This is a genomic window from Curtobacterium sp. AG1037 (assembly GCF_003349855.1).
GTDB classification, from domain to species: Bacteria; Actinomycetota; Actinomycetes; order Actinomycetales; family Microbacteriaceae; genus Curtobacterium; species Curtobacterium citreum.
Map to the genome: position 1 here is coordinate 437,749 of NZ_QQAO01000002.1, position 18,226 is coordinate 455,974.

Sequence of the window (18,226 nt, forward strand, 5' to 3'; positions counted from 1 at the left end):
TCAGCGCCGTGCCCAGGCGGGGGCGTGCTCGGGGAGCGGCCCGAACGCCACCGCCCGCGCGTAGAGGCCCCGCGCCGGGGGCACCCAGCGGGCGAGGAGCACGGGCAGGAGCGGTGGCCCGTCCTGCAGCTCCCCGGCGAAGGCGCGCTCGAACACCACCCGGTGCAGGAACCGCTGCGCCGTCTGCACCACGACGGTCGGGGGCGTCCGACGGCGCTGCACGGCCCGGAGCGCGGGGTCGAGGGCCCGGCCGCGCAGCCCCTGCCGGAGTGCGGGGACCAGGGCGGTGGCGGTCGCGACCGCGTCCTGCACGGCCAGGTTGATGCCGACCCCGCCGGCCGGGGACATCGCGTGCGCGGCGTCGCCGATGCAGAGCAGCCCGGGACGCCACCAGCGACGGAGCCGGTCGGTCCGGACGTCGAGCACGTGCACGTCGTCCATCGACCGGATGCCCTCCACCCGGTCGGCGAAGTCCGGTCGCAGCCGCGCGATCCGCGCCCGGAAGGCCTCGACGCCCGCGGCACGCAGGGCGGCGTCGGACCCCTTCGGCGCGAAGTACGCGACCTGGTGGTACCCCTGCCGCGGGAAGGCGAGCAGGACGTCTCGACCGGTGAAGGCCGGCACGAGCGCGGTCGCGTCGTCGTCCTCGTGGCGGGGCAACCGGAACCACCACGTGTCGAACCCGACCGGGAAGCGTCGCGGACGCAGTCCCGCCGCGGCACGCAACACCGAGTTCCGGCCGTCGCACGCGATGACCACGTCGGCGCGCAGCTCCTCGGGCTCGCCGCCGTCGCGCGGCGTCAGATGCACGCCGGTGACCAGCCCGTCCTCCACGATCAGGTCGGAGGCCGCGGTGCCCATGGTGATGGTGAACGAGGGCTCCTGGCGCGCCGCGGTGGTGAGCAGGTCGAGCAGGTCCCACTGCGGCACCATCGCGACGTGGTCGTACGGCGGACGGAGCCGCGAGAACTCGCCGAGCACGAGCCGTGACCCGTCCGGCCGGGGCAGCGAGAAGTCGTCGAGGCGCGACTGTGGGAGCGCCCGGAACCGGTCGCCGAGCCCGAGCTCGTCGAGCAGTCGGATGGTCGAGGCGTGCACGGTGTCGCCGCGGAAGTCGCGGTTGAAGTCGTGATGCGACTCGACGACCCGCACGTCGACGCCGGCCCGAGCGACGAGCAGCCCGAGCACCACACCGGCGGGGCCGCCCCCGACGACGGCGACCGACGTCCGCGAGACCCTCACGGTGCTGCGGTCGCGGTCCCTGCCGTCCCGACACCGTCCGCCGCGTCGGCGAACACCACGCCGCCCCAGGTGATCACGGCGATCGCCAGGACGAAGCCGATCGCGGCGATCCACCACGACGAGCGCCGCCGGAGCCAGGCGCCGATCGTCAGCACCACGGTCGCGACGCCGACGATGAAGGCGCCGCCGACCGCGATGGCCGTCCCGCCGAGGTAGCCGCCGGGCGAGCACCCGGTCGCGGCGTCGCACCCAGCGGTGGCGGAGACGAGCGCGACGATGCCGACGACCGCCGTGACGAGCGTCATCACGGCGCCGAACACGAGCAGGAGCACGGTCGACACCCGGTCGGCGATGCGCCCGGCGGGGAACAGTGTCGTCCCGCCGCGCGCCCACTCGGCCCGCTGCTGGGCGTCGCGGTCGTGGGGACCGCCGGTGGGCGAGGACTGCGGCGGACCGCCGGGCACGTTCGACCAGGTCATGGGGACCGGTCTACCGCGCCTCGACCCCGAACGCCTGGGCGAGTCGCTGGATCTTCTGCGCACGGCCGAGTCGCGGCAGGTCGGAGCCGTCGCGGATCACCCGGCCCCGGGCCTCGAAGTCGTCGAGGAAGTCCTGCGCCCAGGCCACGTCGGTCGGCGTGGGGGAGATGACCTCGTTGATGACCGGGAGCTGCTCGGTGTCCAGGCAGAGCTTGCCGGTCAGGCCGAGGGACACCGCCACCTGCGACTGCTCACGCAGGATCGCGTGCGCGGACCCGACCGTCGGGCCGTCGATCGGCCCGGGCAGGTCGCCGACGCGGGACGCCACGACGAGCCGGGAGCGCGGGTACGCCATCGCCATCGTGTCGGCGGAGGTGCCGGTGTCACGGCGGTAGTCGCCGGAGCCGAACGCCAGTCGGAAGGCGCCCTGCGCGCGGGCGATCGACGTCGCCTCCTCGATGCCGAGCGCCGACTCGACGAGCGCGATCACGGGCGTGTGGCCGCCGAGCCGGTGCCACGTGTCGGTGACCTGTGCGGGCGACTCGGTCTTCGCGAGCATGACGCCCTGCAGGCCGGGCAGGCCGCGGAGCTCCTCGACGTCGTCCGCCCAGAAGTCCGTCGTGACGTCGTTGATCCGCACCCAGGCCTCACCGCCGCCGGCGAGCCACGAGGCCACCGTCTGGCGGGCGCCCGGCTTGGCGGCGGGGTCGACCGCGTCCTCGACGTCGAGGATGATCTGGTCGGCCCGGGACCGCTGCGCCCGCTCGAACCGGTCGGCGGCGGTGCCGGGGACGAGGAGCCACGAACGGGAGATCTCGGCGGGGACCGATCGACGCCGGTCCGGCGCAGGGGTGGACGTGGTGGTGCGGTCGTCGATGGCCATGTCCATGTTGGTACCACACGCGGGTGGCCGGGGAGCCCGACCGTCCCGGGGCGGCCCGGAATCCCGGAAACCTCGGTTCATTGCCAGAGAGGGCGGTCGCTTCCGCCTACAGTGTCCGATGTGTGGCGAGCGGACAGGGTGACCGACGACGAGGGCGACGCGAACGGCGACGTCCCCGCGCGCGGCCGCGCCGTGCCCGCCGACGGCCGGGGGGAGCAGGACGACCAGCAGGTGGAGCAGGGAGCGAACGTCGTGACGGACGAACCGGACCGGACCCTGCGGCCGGAGCTGCAGCTCACGAGTCCGCAGGCGATCAGCCTGGGTGATCCGCGCCTCCAGGCCGGCAACGCCGCGGAACCCGCGTGGGACGCGTGGCGGAAGCAGCTGACCGGGGTCGGCGGCGTCAGCCCGCTCACGCACTTCAGCGACCACCCGCGCACCCGCATCGAGCTCTCGACCACCCACCCGGGTGGCCTCGCGCAGTTCATCACCGGCAAGACCACCCTGCTCTCCAGCCTGATCCGCGACGAGGTGGCGCTCCGCGCCGCCCGCGTCGCCGCCGCCCGGGTCGAGGAGAAGGGCACCGAGCTCGCCACGGTCCGCGGCATCGACGCGGTCGAGCTCGGCATCGGCATGGCCGACTGGACGCACGCCGACGAGCACTTCCGCGGCCCCGTGCTGCTCCGCCCGCTGGCCATCCGACGCCACGGCCGCGACTTCGAGGTCCGCCTGCTCGGCGAACCCGTCCTGAACCCGGGCCTCGCCGACGCCCTGCACGAGCAGTACGGCGTCATCCTCGACGCGCAGTCCTTCGTCGCGCTCGCGCAGCAGGACGGCTCGTTCACGCCGAACCCGGTCATCGACCGGCTCCGCGGCCTGACCGCGCACATCCCCGGCTTCTCGGTGCACGCGCGCCTGGTCGTGTCGACGTTCGCCGAGGTCGCGAGCGGCCTGGTCGAGGACACGGAGGACCTGTCGCACCCGGTCCTCGACGCCCTCGCCGGCAACCCGAGCGCCAAGTGGCAGGTCGAGCAGTCGTACCACCCGGTCGAGCAGACGCCGTCCGACGAGCGCAGCCCCGAGACCGACACGCTCCTGCTCGACGCCGACGACGAGCAGGAGAACGTGATCGCGCAGATCACGGCCGGCAACTCGATCGTCGTGAAGACCCTCCCCGGCACCGGTGGCACGCAGACCATCGTGAACGCCCTCGGCGGGCTCGTCGCGGCGAACAAGCGCGTCCTCGTGGTCAGCCCGCGCCGCGCGACCCTGCGGGGGATCGCCGCGCGCTTCGCCGAGGTGCAGCTCCCCGGGGTCGCCGTCACACCGTCCACGCTCCGCCGTGACGTCGTCCGCGCCATCGCCCGGAACGAGAAGGCGTCCAGGCCGAACCTCCGCGAGGTCGACGACGCCCTGGTCCGGCTCCGCAAGGTCCTCACGGACTACCGCGGCTCGCTGACCCGGGTCGACCCGCACTTCCGCGTCTCCGTGCTCGACTGCCTGGTCGAGCTGTCCCGGCTCTCGCTCCTGCCGGTGCCGCCGTCGACGACCGCGCGCCTGTCGTCCACCTCGGTGACGAGCATGGTCGAGGGCCGTTCGCGCGTCGCCGAGACCATGGTCAGCGCCGCGAACCTCGGCGAGTTCCGCTACGGCCCCGACGACTCGCCCTGGTACGGCGCGAAGTTCGGCTCGAGCGACGGGGCGCAGCGGGCGCACCGCACCGCGCAGGACCTCGACGCCGACGGGCTGCCGACGCTGCTCCGCCGTGCTCAGGACCTCGTCGCCTCGACGCACATGCGGCAGTTCACGACCATCAACGAGCTCGGCATCTACCTCCGCCTGCTCACCGAGATCCGGGACACGCTGGACCGCTTCCTGCCCGTCGTGTTCGACCGCTCGGTCGCCGAGCTCGTCGCCGCCACCGCCCCGCGCGGCGAGGGCGCCCCGATGTCGTCCACGAACCGGCGCCGGCTGAAGAAGCTCGCGCGCGAGTACGTCCGCCCGGGCGTGCACGTGTCCGACCTGCACGAGGCCCTGACCCGCGTGCAGCAGCAGCGCGTGCTCTGGCAGCGCTACGTCGCCGCCGGCGTGAACCCCGAGGTGCCCACGGGCATCGGGGACGTCCAGGTGCTCTTCTCGAACGTCGTGCAGGACCTCGCGCGCCTGGACGAGCCGCTCGGCCGCACGTCGCGCGAGACCCAGCTGGCCAACCTGCCCATCGACGAGCTCGTCCCCACGATCGCGCGCCTGGCCGAGGAGTCCGACGTCCTGCACAACCTGCAGGAGCGCACCGAGCTCATGCAGACCCTGCGCGACCTGCAGCTCGAGCCGCTCATCACCGACCTGGCGAACCGCCACGTCCCGGACACCCAGGTGCCCGCCGAGCTCGAGCTCGCGTGGTGGCAGTCCGCCCTCGAGACCATGCTCGAGTCCGACCGGGCGCTGCTCGGCGGCAACACCGACATGCTCGACCGCGTCGAGGCGGACTTCCGGCTCGTCGACGACGCGCACGCCGCCGGGGTGTCCCAGGGTCTGGCGTGGCAGCTCGCCGAGAACTGGAAGGTCGGTCTCGTCGACTGGCCGGAAGAGGCGACCGCACTCCGCACCCAGCTCAAGGAGGGCGCGATCACCTCGCGCCTGCTCCAGGACTCCGCGCCGCACCTGTCCCGGTCGATCGCGCCCGTGTGGCTCGCATCGCCGTACGAGGTCGCGCAGATCGCCGACACGATGCCGTTCGACACGGTCATCCTGGTCGACGCCGGCGCCGTCACGATCGCCGAGACCGTCGGTGCGATCCGTCGCGCCCGGCAGACGGTCGCGTTCGGCGACCCGGTGACGCAGACGCCGTCGCCGTTCCGGATCGCCGTCGACCCCGACCACCGCGCCCTGCAGGTGGACGAGGGCACGCTCGACGCCCTGCACGCCGACTCCGCGCTGGCGAAGCTCTCCACGCTGCTGCCGACCCTGTCGCTCACGCGGTCGTACCGCGCCGGCGGCGAGGACCTCGCCGAGCTCGTGAACCGGCGCTTCTACGGCGGCCGCATCGAGTCGCTGCCGTGGGCCGGGTCGTTCCTCGGGCACGGCTCGATCGCGATCGACTACGTCAGCGACGGCAAGGCGGTCCCGGACCCCGAGTCCGGCGCCGTCGAGAGCGTCGATGCCGAGGTGGACCGCGTCGTCCGGCTGGTCATGGAGCACGCCCGCACCCGGCCGTCCGAGTCGCTCATGGTAATCACGGCCTCCGCGAAGCACGCCGTCCGCGTCGAGCAGGCGGTCCTGACGGCCGCGCAGGGACACAAGGACCTCACCGAGTTCGTCATCGGCGACCGGGCCGAGCCGTTCATCGTCGCGACGCTCGAGCAGTCGGTCGCCCAGAGCCGCGACCGCGTCGTGTTCTCGATCGGCTACGGGCGGACGCCGCACGGCCGGGTCCTCCGCGACTTCGGGGCGCTCGGCAAGCCGGGCGGGGAGCGCCTGCTCGCCGTCGCGATGACCCGTGCGCGCCGCTCGATGGTCATCGTCACGTGCTTCCAGCCGTCCGACATCGAGGCCGAGCGGATGGGACACGGCACCGTCGCGCTGGCCGAGATCCTCGCCGAGGTCCGCGCGCGCACCACGGCCGAGTACGTGCCGGACGACTCCGACCCGCTGCTCGTCGACCTGGCGCGACGCCTCGAGATGCGCGGCATCCCGGTGGCGCTCGGGCACCGCGGGAAGCTCGGCCTGGTGGCCGCGCACGGCGGGGTCTGCGTCACGATCGAGACCGACGCGTCGCTCGTCCGCGGGTCGCTCCGCGAGAGCCTGCGACTCCGTCCCGAGGTGCTCCGTCGACTCGGCTGGCACTACGTGCGTGTGCACGCCTTCCAGCTGTTCTCCGACCCGGACCGCGTCGCGGACACGGTCGCGTCGGTGCTCGGCGTCGACCGCGGGGCCACCCAGGAGATCAGCATCCCGCCGATCCCGGCCCGCCGATGAGCGCGTCGGATCTCGCGCCCCGCGTGCCCGCTCCGGGCCCCGCCCGCCGATGAGCCGCAGGGCGCACCGGCCCGCGGGACCGGTGACGCCCGACACGGACCAGCTGGTGGGCACGTGGACGCGGGCCGACGACGCGCCGGACCCCGCGCCTCCCGTCCGGCCGGCGGCTGCCGGACCGGAGACGGGGGACCGGCCTGGAGGCACGGCGCGACCCCGTCGGCGCGTCACCACCCAGCCGGTGCCGGGCAGCGACCCCGCTCCCGCACCGGAACCGCCGCGGCACCGCACGGGGGAGAACGACGACCAGCTCCGCCGCGACGTCCCCCCGCACTGGTGACGGGTAGCCTGGGACGCGATGACTGACACCGTGCGGCAGCGCCCCGACTGGCAGACGTGGCCGAACCTGATCACGGTGGTCCGCTTCCTGCTGATCCCGGTGTTCATCGGGCTCGTCGTCGCACACCACTCGGGCTGGGCCCTGGTGACCCTCGTCGTCCTCGGCGTGAGCGACTGGGCGGACGGGTTCATCGCGCGGAAGTTCGACCAGGGTTCGAAGCTCGGCAAGGCCCTCGACCCGATCGCCGACCGGCTCGCCATCATCGCGATCGTGCTGTCGCTCGTGCTCGTCGGACTGCTGCCGTGGCCGAGCGTCGCGATCATCGTGCTCGTCGACGCGGTGCTGGCGCTGCTGTCCGGGCTGTGGTTCCGTGGCGATCCCGACCTCGACGTCACCTGGACCGGCAAGGTGCGCTCGGCCCTGCTGTTCGTCGGCCTGCCGCTGCTGCTGTTCTCGTCGACGTCGTTCGCGGCCGACCACGACTGGGTGCGGGTCACCGCGCTCGTGTTCGTCTGGGCGGGGACGATCGGACACGTCGTCGCGGGCGTGCAGTACGCCAGGGCCCTCGCCGCGAAGCACCGCGCGGAGTCCCGCGCGCGCTGACGCGCCGCCCGCCATCGCGGGCGGATCGAACCACGAAACCGACGTGGAATCAGCACACGTGCATGGTTCGACGTCGGTTTCGTGGTTCGGAGCGGGGCGACCGCGGTCGCCCAGCGCGCTACAGCTTGGTCGTGCCGGCGATCCCCGGACCCTCGGGCGCGGTCGACGGGGCCACGTGCGCCCCGCCACCCGTGCCGACCGCGGCGCCGTTCTGCGTGCGCAGCAGGTCGCGGATCTCGAGCAGCACCTCGACGTCCGTCGGCGGGACGTCCTGCGGCGTCTGCTCCTGGTTCTTCTGCACCCGCTCGAAGGCGAGCTTCTTGAGGTGGTTCACCGGGAGCACGAGTGCGAAGTACACGACCGCCGCGACGATGACGAAGTTGATGACCGCGCCGATCACCGCGCCGAAGTACATCACCGCCTCGCCGCCCGAGACGGTCGGGATCGCGACGGGCAGCGCCTTGTCCAGGCTCGACGCGTTGAAGACCGCGCCGATCGCCGGGTTGATGACGGCGTTGACGATCGCGGTCACGATGGCGGTGAACGCCGCACCGATGACGACCGCGACGGCCAGGTCGATGACGTTCCCGCGGAGCAGGAACTCCTTGAAGCCCTTCACGCGGGCCTCCTTCCGTGTCGAGGAGACCCCACCGTACCGATGGGGACGAGTCCTCGTCAGGAGGCGCTGGGCGCGGCCGGCTTCGACTCGGTCTTCTTCGGTGCGGCCTTCGACGTGCTCGACGAGGAGTCACCGGACGACGAGCCGCCGGACGACGAGCCACCCGACGACGAGCCACCGGACGAGGGCGTCGACCGCGAGTCGGTGCGGTAGAAGCCGCCGCCGTTGAACGTCACGCCGACGGGGGAGAAGACCTTGCGCAGGACGCCCCCGCACACCGGGCACTCGGTGAGTGCGGCGTCGGAGAACGACTGCTTGACGTCGAAGGCGTTGTCGCACGCGGTGCAGCGGTACGAGTAGGTGGGCACCCTAGCTCCGGAAGGTGATGATGCGCGACGGCGTGATGATGCCGTCGACGGGTTCGTCGTGGGCCTCGCGCGGGACCTCGTCGAGGTACTCCGCGTCGAAGATCACAGCATAGACGGGCGGACGGTTCGCCATGGACCCGAGCGTCTTGTCGTAGTAGCCGCGGCCCCAGCCCATCCGGCAGCCGTCCTTCCCGACGGCGGCCGCGGGGGTCAGGATCGCGTCGACGTCGCCGAGCGCGAGCGGGGAGAGCACCTCGCCGACGACCTCGGGCATGCCGGACAGGCCCTCGCGCTCGGACTCTCCGTCGCCGACGGCCCAGTCGAGCAGACCGTCCTCGCGGGTCACCGGCAGGAGCACCCGCACGCCGTGCTCGTGCGCCCAGTTCAGGAACGGTCGCACGTCGGGCTCGTCCGGCGCCGACAGGTACAGCGCGAGGGACCGGACCTGCCGTTCCTCGACGAAGCGCTGCAGGCTCGCGGTCAGGGCGAGGCTGTCGCCCTCCCGTTCGGTCGCGGTCCGGGTGCGCCGGCGCTGCCGGAGCTCGGCCCGCAGGGCTCGCTTCTCGTTCCCGAGGTCGGCGGTCATGGCGAGGAGTCTAGCGAGCGGGCACGATGCGGCTTCCCGCCGCTCGACGCGGGAAGCCGTGTCCCCAGCAGTGACGACATGCCCCGTGCAGGGGCCATCCGATACGTTCTCGGCATGGGCTTCCAGATTTCGAAGGCGGTGATCCCGGCCGCAGGCCTGGGCACGCGCTTCCTCCCCGCGACCAAGGCGATGCCGAAGGAGATGCTCCCGGTCGTCGACAAGCCGGCGATCCAGTACGTGGTGGAAGAGGCCGTCGGTGCCGGACTCACCGACGTGCTGATGATCACCGGGCGCAACAAGAACGCACTCGAGAACCACTTCGACCACGTGGCCGAGCTCGAGGAGACGCTCCGCAAGAAGGGCGACCACGAGAAGCTCCAGAAGGTCAACCAGTCGACCGACCTCGCCGACATGCACTACGTCCGCCAGGGCGACCCGCTCGGCCTCGGCCACGCGGTGCTCCGGGCCAAGATGCACGTCGGGCGCGAGCCGTTCGCGGTCCTGCTCGGTGACGACATCATCGACGCCCGCGACCCGCTCCTCAAGCGCATGATCGAGGTCCAGGGCGAGAAGAACGCGACGATCGTCGCGCTCCTCGAGGTCCCGGCCTCGCAGACCCACATGTACGGCATCGCGACGGTCGAGGAGACCGACACCGACGACGTCGTGAAGATCACCGGCCTGGTCGAGAAGCCCCCGCAGGGCGAAGCCCCCTCGAACCTCGCCATCATCGGCCGCTACGTCATCCGCCCCGAGGTCTTCGACGTCCTCGAGAAGCAGGAGCCGGGCAAGGGCGGCGAGATCCAGCTCACCGACGCCCTCATGAAGATGGCCGGCGCCGAGGAGTGGACCGGCGGCGTGTACGGCGTCGTGTTCCGTGGACGTCGGTACGACACCGGTGACAAACTCGACTACATCAAGGCGATCGTGCAGCTCGCCTCGGACCGCGATGACCTCGGCCCCGACCTCAAGTCGTGGCTCAAGGAGTTCAACGCGGGCGAATAGCCGACCCCGTGCGAACGGGTCCGGGGGTCACCCCCGGGCCCGTTCGTGCATCCACCCGGCCGACCACCGGGTACCGGAGGAACCACAGCGATGACGACGATCCCGACCCTGTCCCACGGGCGGGTCACCATCCGGCCCCTCCGCCTCCGGGACATACGCGACCTCGACGTCGCCCTGGCCTCGAACCGCAGCTGGCTCCGGACGTGGGAGGCCACGAACCCGTCCGGCCACGTGTCGACGGACGTCCGCGGCAGCATCCGCGCGCTGCAGGCCAACGCCCGCGCCGGGCTCGGGCTCCCGTTCGCGATGGAGCTCGACGGTCGCTTCGTCGGCCAGCTCAACGTGTCCGGCATCTCCTACGGCTCCCTCGCGAGCGCGTCGATCGGCTACTGGGTCGTCGAGGACGCCGCCGGGCACAACGTGACCCCGATCGCCGTCGCGATGGCCGTCGACCACTGCTTCCGGGTCGTCGGCATCCACCGCATCGAGATCTGCATCCGTCCGGAGAACGCCCCCAGCCTGCGGGTCGTCGAGAAGCTCGGCTTCCGGTACGAGGGACTCCGCCGCCGCTACATCCACATCAACGGCGACTGGCGCGACCACTTCTGCTTCGCCCTCGTCGCGGAGGAGGTCCGCGAGGGCGTCCTCGACCGCTGGGTGGCGGGTCGCGTCCCGGCCGGCGTCGGCAGCGTGCCGCTGGCGGCCCGCGACGAGGCCGCCATGCCGCTCGACACCCGTCCCCGCATCCAGTGACCGCGCGCATCCAGTGATGGCCGGGAGGCGCGCCCCGCCTCCACCGGATCCGTCGCGACCCGCGCAACACGCGACCGGCAATCACCCGCCAGGGGAACCCGCACCCCTACCGTTGCCCCATGGCAGGTATCGGCTCCTGGGGCGGCGGCATCGTCCTGCTCATCGCGGCCGTGCTCTGGGTCGTCTACCTGATGCCCTCGTGGGCCGCCCGACGCCAGTACCTCGCCACCGAGCGCAACGCCATCCGGCTGCAGCAGACCCTCCGCATCCTCGCCCAGACCGCCGAGCTGCCGGACGAGGTCCGCGTCGAGATGAACGCCCGGTCGCTCGCCGAGGCGCAGCGCGTCGCCCGGTCGGAGGAAGCGAAGCGCGCCGCGATCGTCCGCGCCCACGAGGCTGCTCGGCAGCGTGAGATCACCCGGCGACTCGCCGAGCAGCAGCCCCAGCTCGAGCGCGTGTCGGCCGTTCCGGCACTGACCGCCCGTCGGATGCGACGGTCCCGGCTCGGCGCGACGACCTTCGGCGCGATCGGCCTCGTCGTCGCGCTCGTCGTCCTCGTCGCCGCACCGTCCGCGTGGCTCGTGGCGGTCGCCGGACTCGTCGCGGCCGGAGCGTCCGCCGCCGTGCTCGCCCAGCTGCACCAGGTCGCCCAGGCGCGGAAGGCGCGTGCCGCAGCCGGCGCTGCCGACGCGCGCCGTGCCTCCCGGCCGTCGACCACGTGGACGGACCCGGCGCCGCCGCTGCCCACGGAACAGCAGACGGAGCCCACGCGCGACCGCACCTGGACTCCGCCGGCTGCCGTCCCGAAGCCGCTCTACGTCGAGCGCCCCGCCGCACCGACCCCCTCGCCGGAGTCGTCCGCGGAGCTCGCCGCACGGCTGCGGGAGCGCGTCGCCGCGGCGAAGGCCGAGGCGGACGCCGAGGCCGCGGCGATCCGCGCCGCTGAGACGGACCCTTCGCTCGCCAGGGTGTCGCGGATGCGGCCGGACGTCGAGGAAGCGGTCGCCTCGCTCTCCGCGCACGACCAGGGCCGGCTCGCCGAGCGGCTCGGACTGCGGGCGCCCGCGCCGGAGCCGCGCGGGCAGGAGACCGCCGCTGCCCCGACCGCCGAGCCCGTGGCGGAACCGGCCCCGCCGAGCCGCTGGGCGGGCATGGGCGTGCTCGACGAGGACGGCTTCCAGCAGGCCGACCTCGACGCGATCATGCGTCGCCGTCGCGCGGTCTGACCAGCGTCCACTCCGCGGCACGCCCGAGCGGGTCGGACCGATTTCGCATCGTCGACGACGTGGTGCTAGTGTGGTCGAGCAGTCGGGGCTATGGCGCAGTTGGTAGCGCGTCTCGTTCGCAATGAGAAGGTCAGGGGTTCGAATCCCCTTAGCTCCACTCGAGTGCAGAAGGCCACCCCGCGGGGTGGCCTTCTGTGTTTCCCGGGCTGTCTTTCCTGGGCGGTGTTCCCCGGGCCGCTGGGTCAGCTCGCGATGCTGTCCGTCAGGATCCCGGCCTGGGTGAGCTCGGCGTGGATCGCGTTCGCAGCCTGCTCGAACGCGCGGTTGCCGCGGGAGATCCCGATCGCACCGCCCTTCAGCGCGGACTTGCCGGAACCGCGGAGCAGGCGGGCGACCGTGCGTCCGTCGGGCGCGACCATCACCTGCACGTCGAGTCGGGTGTGGAACGTGCGGTCGTTCGCGAGGCCGCCGATGAGCAGCGTGAGGCCGAGGCTGCCACGGGTGGCCTGCAGGGCGCCCTGCTCACCGTCGACGACGGCGTACCCCTCGCGGACGAGGGCGTCGCGGACGCGGGCTCGGGTGGACTCGGGGTCGGCGGCGACGAAGAAGTCGTGGCTCTCGGGCATGGTCTGATCCTTCCGGTGCTGGTCGGGTTGCTACGGGTGATCCTGCCGCACCGTCGCCTACCCTGGACAGGTCATGTCTTCCTCGTTCACGCGTCGTTCGCTGCTCTCGCTCGCCGGTGTCGCCGGCATCGGCCTCGCCGTGGCCGCCTGCTCCCGTGGTGGGGACGGCGGATCGGACCCCACCGGGGCCGCCTCGGGCCGTGCGTCCGGCGGGTCCGGCAGCGCGGCCGGCACGGCGACACCCGCGGCCTCCTCGCTCGAGCCGGCGCAGGTGCCGCTCGCCGGCGGGGTCACGGTCACGATCGCGGGGACCGGCCTCGGTGCCGTCCGGGGGGTCACGGTCGGCGGGGTCGCCGCGCGGGACGTGCAGGCCTCGGCGACCAAGGTGACCTTCACGGTTCCGCACCAGGCGATGTACACCGCCGGAGCCGCGGACGTCGCACTCTTCACCACCGCGATCGAGCCTTCGCCGTCGGCGAACCGCTCGTCGGACGGCAACGGCAGCGCCGCGAACGACGGTCAGGCGGGGGCGACGCAGGACGACGCCACCGCGACGCCGAGCCCGACCGTCGCACCGGTGCCGGACGCGTCGACCGCCGTCGCGACGAGCTCGCTGACGTACGCGGCCCTGACCGACGTGGACCGGCAGCTCGAGTACGCGATGGCGCACTGGGAGGACTACAACACCGCCGAGTACGGCACCATGAACCCGATCGGCGGTGACTGCGCGAACTACGTCAGCCAGACGCTGATCGCGCGTGGATGGCAGCAGCGGAGCGACTGGTACAACCGGGACGGCGGGGCGCAGCACAGTGCGACGTGGACCTACTGCCCGTCGATGGACCCGTGGCTCAGCGCGAACGCGTCGACGTTCGGTCTGACCCGTCGGCCCCTCGACGAGCGCAGCAAGGTCAAGGTCGGGGACATCGTCTTCTACGACTGGAACGCGAATCAGTCACCCGACCACGTGACGATCGTGTCCGAGGTGTTCACCGAGCCGGACGGCACCGTCCGCATCAAGTCGGCGAGCCACAACCAGGACGGGCCCTACCGGGACCTCGACGAGATGATCACCGTGCAGCACCCGGGCGGCACCGCCTGGTTCCACACGTTCGACGCGTAGCCGCCGCCGCGCGCGCGTTCGGGCGGGCCGCCGGGCCGCCGCGGGCGCCCGCACAACCGGAAGCACGCCGCGCCACGGAACTCAGTTGTTCGGCGTGCTTCCCGTTGTGCGCAGACACGCCGAACAAGCCGCGGCCCGCCCCGCACGCGCGCCGCGCTGCCCCGCGCCGCCGCGGCTCACGGGTACCCGAGGAACCACAGCAGCACCACGGCCACCGGCTGCAGGCACACCCCGACCACGAGCCACCCCACCGCCCGCCGCCGCGTCGCCGTGAACGCGTCCGCCCCGAAGAGCGGAGCCGTCGGCATGAGCAGCCGCGGCAGGCTCTGCTGCGGCAGGAACACCGCGACGAGGTACAGCGCGTACGCCGCCGTGAACGACACGACCTCGACCCCCAGCGCACGGACGCCCCGCCGGGTCCAGAACCAGACGGCCCCGGCGAGCACGACGACCACCAGGACGATCCCGGCCGGCCCGAGCCAGGTCCCCGCCATCGTGAACCACGGCGTCAGGGGTGCGAAGTGCTGCCGACCGACGAACCCCACCCACCACGACAGCTCGGTGTCCAGGTACGCGTCCGGTCGTCCGGTCACCGCCGAGGCGACCACGGGCCACGCCAGACCGGCCGCCGCGATCCCGAGCCCCGCGACGACGATCGCCACCGCGTCCCGCACCGGCAGCGCCCGACGCTCGCGTGTCCACCGCACGACCAGGTGCACGGCGAGCGCGACCGCGAGCGCGAGGCCCCCCGGCTTCGTGAACGCCGCCACGAGCCCGAGCGGCAGCACGAGCCAGTACCGCCGCCGCACGAGCGCGAGGAGCGCCCCGAACAGCAGCAGGAGGAAGGTGCTCTCCGCGTAGGCCACCTGGAGCAGGAACCCGGTGGGCCCGAACGCGAACAGGGCGGTCGCCCACCGCGCGCGCCCGACGTCGGCGACCGCCGCGACGAGCCGGTAGAGCACCACGCACGCCCCGGCCCCCGCGAGCGTCGCGACGAGCACCCCGGCCACCCAGAAGGACCCGCCGACGAGCGGCTGCACCGCGCGTACGAACGTCGGGAACACCGGCAGGAACGCCCAGGCGTTCGGGAGCACGTGCCCGTCCTGGTCGAGTGGGAGCACGGCCGGGTAGCCGCGTTCCGCGATGGTCCGGTAGAAGGACGCGTCCCAGGAGCCGAGGAACGACCAGAACGTGCCCTCCCGGCGGTGGGACGCGAACGTCCAGCCCTGCGCGGTGGCGATCAGCCAGACGCCGAGCAGCAGGACGGTGCTGACCACGCGCGAGGCCAGCCACACGAGCAGGGGAGCCGTCCACCCGCTGTGCCGCGCCTCCAGTCCGTCCGTCACCACGCGTCGGACGCGGGTCGGCAGACCCGGCCGGGAGGCGCGGGTCGGCTCCGCCAGGTCGGTCACCGCCCGATCCTCCCACCTCCGCGCGCGCCGGTGCGCTGTCCGGTCACCGCACGCGGTCAGGTTCCGTCAGCGGAGCGGGCGTTGCATCGAGCACGTTCCACGGAAACCAACGACAGGAGGCACCATGCCCTTCATCACCGTCGGCGCCGAGAACGGCCACGACATCGACCTGCACTACGACGACCTCGGCACGGGCGACCCCGTGGTCCTCATCCACGGCTGGCCGCTCTCCGGCCGCTCGTGGGAGGGCCAGGTCCCCGCACTCGTCGAGGCCGGCCACCGCGTCATCGCCTACGACCGCCGTGGCTTCGGCCAGTCGTCGCAGCCGTGGGGCGGCTACGACTACGACACGTTCGCGGCCGACCTCGACAAGCTCATCACCGAGCTCGGCCTGTCAGACGTCACCCTCATCGGCTTCTCGATGGGCGGCGGCGAACTGGCACGCTACGTCTCGACCTACGGGACGTCGAAGGTGAAGAAGCTCGTCTTCGCGAGCGCCGTGCCGCCGTACCTGTGGAAGTCGGACGACAACCCGGACGGGGCCGTCGATCAGGACCTCGCAGACTGGTTCGCGAACGGCATCACCGGGGACCGCCCGGCGTTCCTGCACCAGTTCGTCGACATGTTCTACACGCCGGGGGAGTCCGGGGAGCCCGTGGTCTCCGCCGACCAGCGCGCGTACGACCTGGCGATCGCCGAGCTCGCGTCGCCGAAGGGCACGCTCGACTGCACCGTTGCGTTCGCGACGACCGACTTCCGCGACGACCTGACGAAGATCGACGTCCCGACGCTCGTCATCCACGGCGACTCGGACGGGATCGTGCCGTTCGAGGCCTCTGGGAAGCGCACCGCCGAGGCGATCCCGGACGCGCAGACGCACGTCATCGAGGGCGGCCCGCACGGCGTGCTCGCGTCGCACACGGACGAGTGGAACGAGGCAGTCCTGCGCTTCCTCGCCTCCTGAGGCGCCCCCGGCGTCTCCGCCGGCTGCACCGATGGAGCAGATGACGTCGGGTCCCGGTCAGGTACCCGACGTCGTCTGCTCCATCAACGGCGGCCAGTCTCCGTCAGGCGCCCGTGACCGCCCGTCGGATGCGCTCGATCGGTACCTTCGGGGTCCGGTCGGCGTTCAGCAGGCCGTTCGTCTCCTGCAGGGTGTCGGTGAGCTGCGTCCAGCACGACCCCGCGAGGAACGAGCTCGCCCGGACGCCGTCGTACAGCGCCGTGATGCGCGCGATCCAGTCGTCGCCGTCGACGGCCGAGGTGTACCCCCACCCGTCCTCCCGCTGCGCCCCCGGCTGGTAGTCCACCCCGCCGAACTCGGTCAGCATGACGGGCTGCCCACGGTCCACCGCACCGCCGACCAGGATCCGCCGGTCAGCGGGCCCCCGTCCGCCGAGCAGGGCCGTCCGGGCTGCGTCGTCGGCGTAGGTCGCCGCGAGCCGCGAGCCGTCGCCCTCGTAGTCGTGCACCGTGACGATGTCCGAGTCGGGGTGCTCCCACCCGTCGTTGGAGACGACCGGCCGCGTCGCGTCGAGGGCCCGGGTGACGTCGGCCAGCGCCCGGGCGTACGCCTGCTGCGCCGGGTCGGTCGCGATCTGCTGCACGCCCCAGCTCTCGTTCGCGGGCACCCACGTGACGATCGACGGGTGCGACGCGTCGCGCTCGACGGCGTCCATCCACTCCCGCACCAGCCGTTGCACCGCGAGCGGGGAGAACGCGTACGCCCCTGGTGCCTCACCCCAGACGAGCAGCCCGAGCCGGTCGGCCCAGTACAGGAACCGTGGGTCCTCGATCTTCTGGTGGTTCCGGGCCGCGGTGAAGCCGAGCTCCTTGATGAGCTCGACCTCGCGCCGGAGTGCCGCGCGGGACGGTGCGGCGAGGTGCGACTCCGGCCAGTAGCCCTGGTTCAGGACGCTCCGGACGTCGTACGCGCGCCCGTTGAGCAGGAACGCGCCGCCGTCCAGCCCGACCGTCCGGACACCGAAGTAGCTCGCCACGGCGTCGACGGGGGTGACCCCGTCCTGCAGCAGCGTGACGGTGGCGTCCACGAGCCGCGGGGTCTCCGGGCTCCACGTCAGCTCGTCCGCCGCCTGCCCGTTCGTCTGCCGGGTGACCGGCACGGTCACGTCGACCTCGTCCGCGGTGGCCGGGACGCTGGTCTCGACGCGCGCGATCCGCTCGCCCTGCTCCTCCCACCAGGCCTCGACCCGGACCCGCTCGTCCGTCCGGCGCTCGCCGCGGAGCCGCACGGTCAGGCGCACGGTGGCGTGGTCGACGTTCGTCCACCGCAGGGCCGCGACGGAGCGGGACGGGACCGCCTCGAGCCACACCGTCTGCCAGATCCCGGTCGTCCGGCGGTACCAGATGGCGTGCGGGTACTCGTGCCAGTCCTGCTTGCCGCGGGGCTGCGTCACGTCGTGCGGGTCGTCCTCGGCACGGACCACGAGCAGGTGCCCGCCGTCCGGGGTGTCACTGTCCGGGGCGCTGCCGAGCGCCTCGGTCACGTCGAGCACGAACGGGGTGTGGCCGCCCTCGTGCTCCCCGATGAACTGCCCGTCGATCCACACCCGCGCGCGGTGGTCGACGGCACCGAAGTGCAGCAGGAGTCGGTCCCGGTCGGCGCCGAGTCCGGCGGCCGTGAGCTCCTCGCGACCGATCGTCCTGGCGTACCAGACGACGGCGTGGAAGCCGGGTTCGTCGATGCCGGACGCCGCGGACTCCGGCGGGAACGGCACGGTGATCTCCCGCGCGTCGGGGAAGCCGTTCCGCCAGGCGGGGTCGTCGCCGGTGTTCCGGAACGACCACGTCCCGTCGAGGTCGGCCCACTCGCCGCGGAGGAGCTGGGGGCGGGGGTACTCGCCGTCCTGGCGGGACGCGAGCGGGAGGTCAGGTGCGGCGACGGTGCCGTCGAGCGTGCTCATGGGTCCATGCTGCCGCCGAAGTACATCGTTGTAAAGCAATGTGCATCGTTGTTGAGCACTGCGGG

At 72.8% G+C, this 18,226-nt stretch carries 16 protein-coding genes and 1 tRNA gene; 8 read left to right on the forward strand and 9 right to left on the reverse strand.

All coding sequences use genetic code 11. From position 1 onward, the window contains the following. The 3 genes from DEU32_RS04535 to DEU32_RS04545 are packed head-to-tail and all read right to left on the reverse strand — an operon-like array spanning nt 1 to nt 2,604. Nucleotides 1-1,242, reverse strand: coding sequence for an FAD-dependent oxidoreductase (locus DEU32_RS04535; protein ID WP_114849502.1), 1,242 nt, complete (start codon nt 1,240-1,242; stop codon nt 1-3). After that, complete coding sequence (locus DEU32_RS04540) at nt 1,239-1,721, reverse strand: DUF6264 family protein (RefSeq protein ID WP_114849503.1); 483 nt, start codon at nt 1,719-1,721, stop codon at nt 1,239-1,241. Before DEU32_RS04540 ends, DEU32_RS04535 begins: the two co-directional genes overlap by 4 nt. A gap of 10 nt (nt 1,722-1,731) precedes the next feature. Continuing rightward, entirely contained in the window at nt 1,732-2,604 is an 873-nt protein-coding gene (locus DEU32_RS04545; protein ID WP_058743103.1) for a CoA ester lyase, read from the reverse strand. 138 nt (nt 2,605-2,742) lie between these two features. On the opposite strand from DEU32_RS04545, the gene DEU32_RS04550 reads away from it, so the two are divergent. Both DEU32_RS04550 and DEU32_RS04560 read left to right on the forward strand, forming a co-directional pair. Further along, on the forward strand, nt 2,743-6,579 hold the full coding sequence (locus tag DEU32_RS04550; RefSeq protein ID WP_058743104.1) for an ATP-binding protein: 3,837 nt from the start codon (nt 2,743-2,745) through the stop codon (nt 6,577-6,579). 355 nt (nt 6,580-6,934) lie between these two features. Continuing rightward, a complete protein-coding gene (locus DEU32_RS04560) occupies nt 6,935-7,519 on the forward strand; it encodes a CDP-alcohol phosphatidyltransferase family protein (protein WP_114849505.1) in 585 nt (194 codons plus the stop codon). Between the two features lie 118 nt (nt 7,520-7,637). Here DEU32_RS04560 and mscL read toward each other — a convergent pair whose 3' ends face one another. Genes mscL through DEU32_RS04575 form a run of 3 tightly spaced genes read right to left on the reverse strand, consistent with a single transcriptional unit; the run spans nt 7,638 to nt 9,092 of the window. Continuing rightward, a complete protein-coding gene (mscL, locus tag DEU32_RS04565) occupies nt 7,638-8,138 on the reverse strand; it encodes a large conductance mechanosensitive channel protein MscL (RefSeq protein WP_058743106.1) in 501 nt (166 codons plus the stop codon). Nucleotides 8,139-8,194: 56 nt separating this feature from the next. Continuing rightward, nucleotides 8,195-8,506 carry an FmdB family zinc ribbon protein gene (locus DEU32_RS04570; protein ID WP_058743107.1) on the reverse strand — a complete coding sequence of 104 codons (312 nt, stop codon included), beginning with the start codon at nt 8,504-8,506 and terminating at the stop codon, nt 8,195-8,197. A 1-nt stretch (nt 8,507) separates the two neighbouring features. Further along, a complete protein-coding gene (locus DEU32_RS04575) occupies nt 8,508-9,092 on the reverse strand; it encodes a 5-formyltetrahydrofolate cyclo-ligase (protein ID WP_114849506.1) in 585 nt (194 codons plus the stop codon). A 114-nt stretch (nt 9,093-9,206) separates the two neighbouring features. On the opposite strand from DEU32_RS04575, the gene galU reads away from it, so the two are divergent. The 4 genes from galU (at nt 9,207) to DEU32_RS04595 (ending at nt 12,233) form a co-directional block, all read left to right on the forward strand. Further along, nucleotides 9,207-10,097: a UTP--glucose-1-phosphate uridylyltransferase GalU gene (gene galU / locus DEU32_RS04580; RefSeq protein WP_114849507.1), complete on the forward strand. Its 891-nt coding sequence runs from the start codon at nt 9,207-9,209 to the stop codon at nt 10,095-10,097. Between the two features lie 90 nt (nt 10,098-10,187). After that, nucleotides 10,188-10,850, forward strand: a complete 663-nt coding sequence (locus tag DEU32_RS04585; RefSeq protein ID WP_114849508.1) for a GNAT family N-acetyltransferase — start codon at nt 10,188-10,190, stop codon at nt 10,848-10,850. A gap of 119 nt (nt 10,851-10,969) precedes the next feature. After that, nucleotides 10,970-12,076 carry a hypothetical protein gene (locus tag DEU32_RS04590; protein ID WP_114849509.1) on the forward strand — a complete coding sequence of 369 codons (1,107 nt, stop codon included), beginning with the start codon at nt 10,970-10,972 and terminating at the stop codon, nt 12,074-12,076. Nucleotides 12,077-12,160: 84 nt separating this feature from the next. Next, nucleotides 12,161-12,233 (forward strand) — tRNA-Ala (locus DEU32_RS04595). 85 nt (nt 12,234-12,318) lie between these two features. On the opposite strand, the gene DEU32_RS04600 is transcribed toward DEU32_RS04595, so the two are convergent. After that, nucleotides 12,319-12,702 (reverse strand): hypothetical protein, encoded by a 384-nt coding sequence (locus DEU32_RS04600; RefSeq protein ID WP_114849510.1) that lies wholly within the window; start codon nt 12,700-12,702, stop codon nt 12,319-12,321. Between the two features lie 73 nt (nt 12,703-12,775). Here DEU32_RS04600 and DEU32_RS04605 point away from each other — a divergent pair, with 73 nt between their 5' ends. Further along, the gene (locus DEU32_RS04605; RefSeq protein ID WP_114849511.1) at nt 12,776-13,825 is read left to right on the forward strand and encodes an amidase domain-containing protein; all 1,050 of its coding nucleotides are present in this window, start codon (nt 12,776-12,778) and stop codon (nt 13,823-13,825) included. A 176-nt stretch (nt 13,826-14,001) separates the two neighbouring features. Here DEU32_RS04605 and DEU32_RS04610 read toward each other — a convergent pair whose 3' ends face one another. Next, nucleotides 14,002-15,237 carry a hypothetical protein gene (locus DEU32_RS04610; protein WP_180224664.1) on the reverse strand — a complete coding sequence of 412 codons (1,236 nt, stop codon included), beginning with the start codon at nt 15,235-15,237 and terminating at the stop codon, nt 14,002-14,004. A gap of 124 nt (nt 15,238-15,361) precedes the next feature. Here DEU32_RS04610 and DEU32_RS04615 point away from each other — a divergent pair, with 124 nt between their 5' ends. Beyond that, on the forward strand, nt 15,362-16,201 hold the full coding sequence (locus DEU32_RS04615) for an alpha/beta fold hydrolase (RefSeq protein ID WP_114849512.1): 840 nt from the start codon (nt 15,362-15,364) through the stop codon (nt 16,199-16,201). A 103-nt stretch (nt 16,202-16,304) separates the two neighbouring features. Here DEU32_RS04615 and DEU32_RS04620 read toward each other — a convergent pair whose 3' ends face one another. Next, the gene (locus tag DEU32_RS04620) at nt 16,305-18,161 is read right to left on the reverse strand and encodes a glycoside hydrolase family 2 protein (protein WP_114849513.1); all 1,857 of its coding nucleotides are present in this window, start codon (nt 18,159-18,161) and stop codon (nt 16,305-16,307) included. Nucleotides 18,162-18,226 lie beyond the last annotated feature (65 nt).

Bases quoted from the DNA above. Each gene is read 5' to 3' on its own strand.
- DEU32_RS04540 (WP_114849503.1), bottom strand. From the start codon at position 1,721: ATGACCTGGTCGAACGTGCCCGGCGGTCCGCCGCAGTCCTCGCCCACC.
- DEU32_RS04605 (WP_114849511.1), top strand. From the start codon at position 12,776: ATGTCTTCCTCGTTCACGCGTCGTTCGCTGCTCTCGCTCGCCGGTGTC.
- galU (WP_114849507.1), top strand. From the start codon at position 9,207: ATGGGCTTCCAGATTTCGAAGGCGGTGATCCCGGCCGCAGGCCTGGGC.
- DEU32_RS04575 (WP_114849506.1), bottom strand. From the start codon at position 9,092: ATGACCGCCGACCTCGGGAACGAGAAGCGAGCCCTGCGGGCCGAGCTC.
- DEU32_RS04590 (WP_114849509.1), top strand. From the start codon at position 10,970: ATGGCAGGTATCGGCTCCTGGGGCGGCGGCATCGTCCTGCTCATCGCG.
- DEU32_RS04560 (WP_114849505.1), top strand. From the start codon at position 6,935: ATGACTGACACCGTGCGGCAGCGCCCCGACTGGCAGACGTGGCCGAAC.
- DEU32_RS04585 (WP_114849508.1), top strand. From the start codon at position 10,188: ATGACGACGATCCCGACCCTGTCCCACGGGCGGGTCACCATCCGGCCC.
- DEU32_RS04620 (WP_114849513.1), bottom strand. From the start codon at position 18,161: ATGAGCACGCTCGACGGCACCGTCGCCGCACCTGACCTCCCGCTCGCG.
- DEU32_RS04615 (WP_114849512.1), top strand. From the start codon at position 15,362: ATGCCCTTCATCACCGTCGGCGCCGAGAACGGCCACGACATCGACCTG.
- DEU32_RS04545 (WP_058743103.1), bottom strand. From the start codon at position 2,604: ATGGCCATCGACGACCGCACCACCACGTCCACCCCTGCGCCGGACCGG.
- DEU32_RS04600 (WP_114849510.1), bottom strand. From the start codon at position 12,702: ATGCCCGAGAGCCACGACTTCTTCGTCGCCGCCGACCCCGAGTCCACC.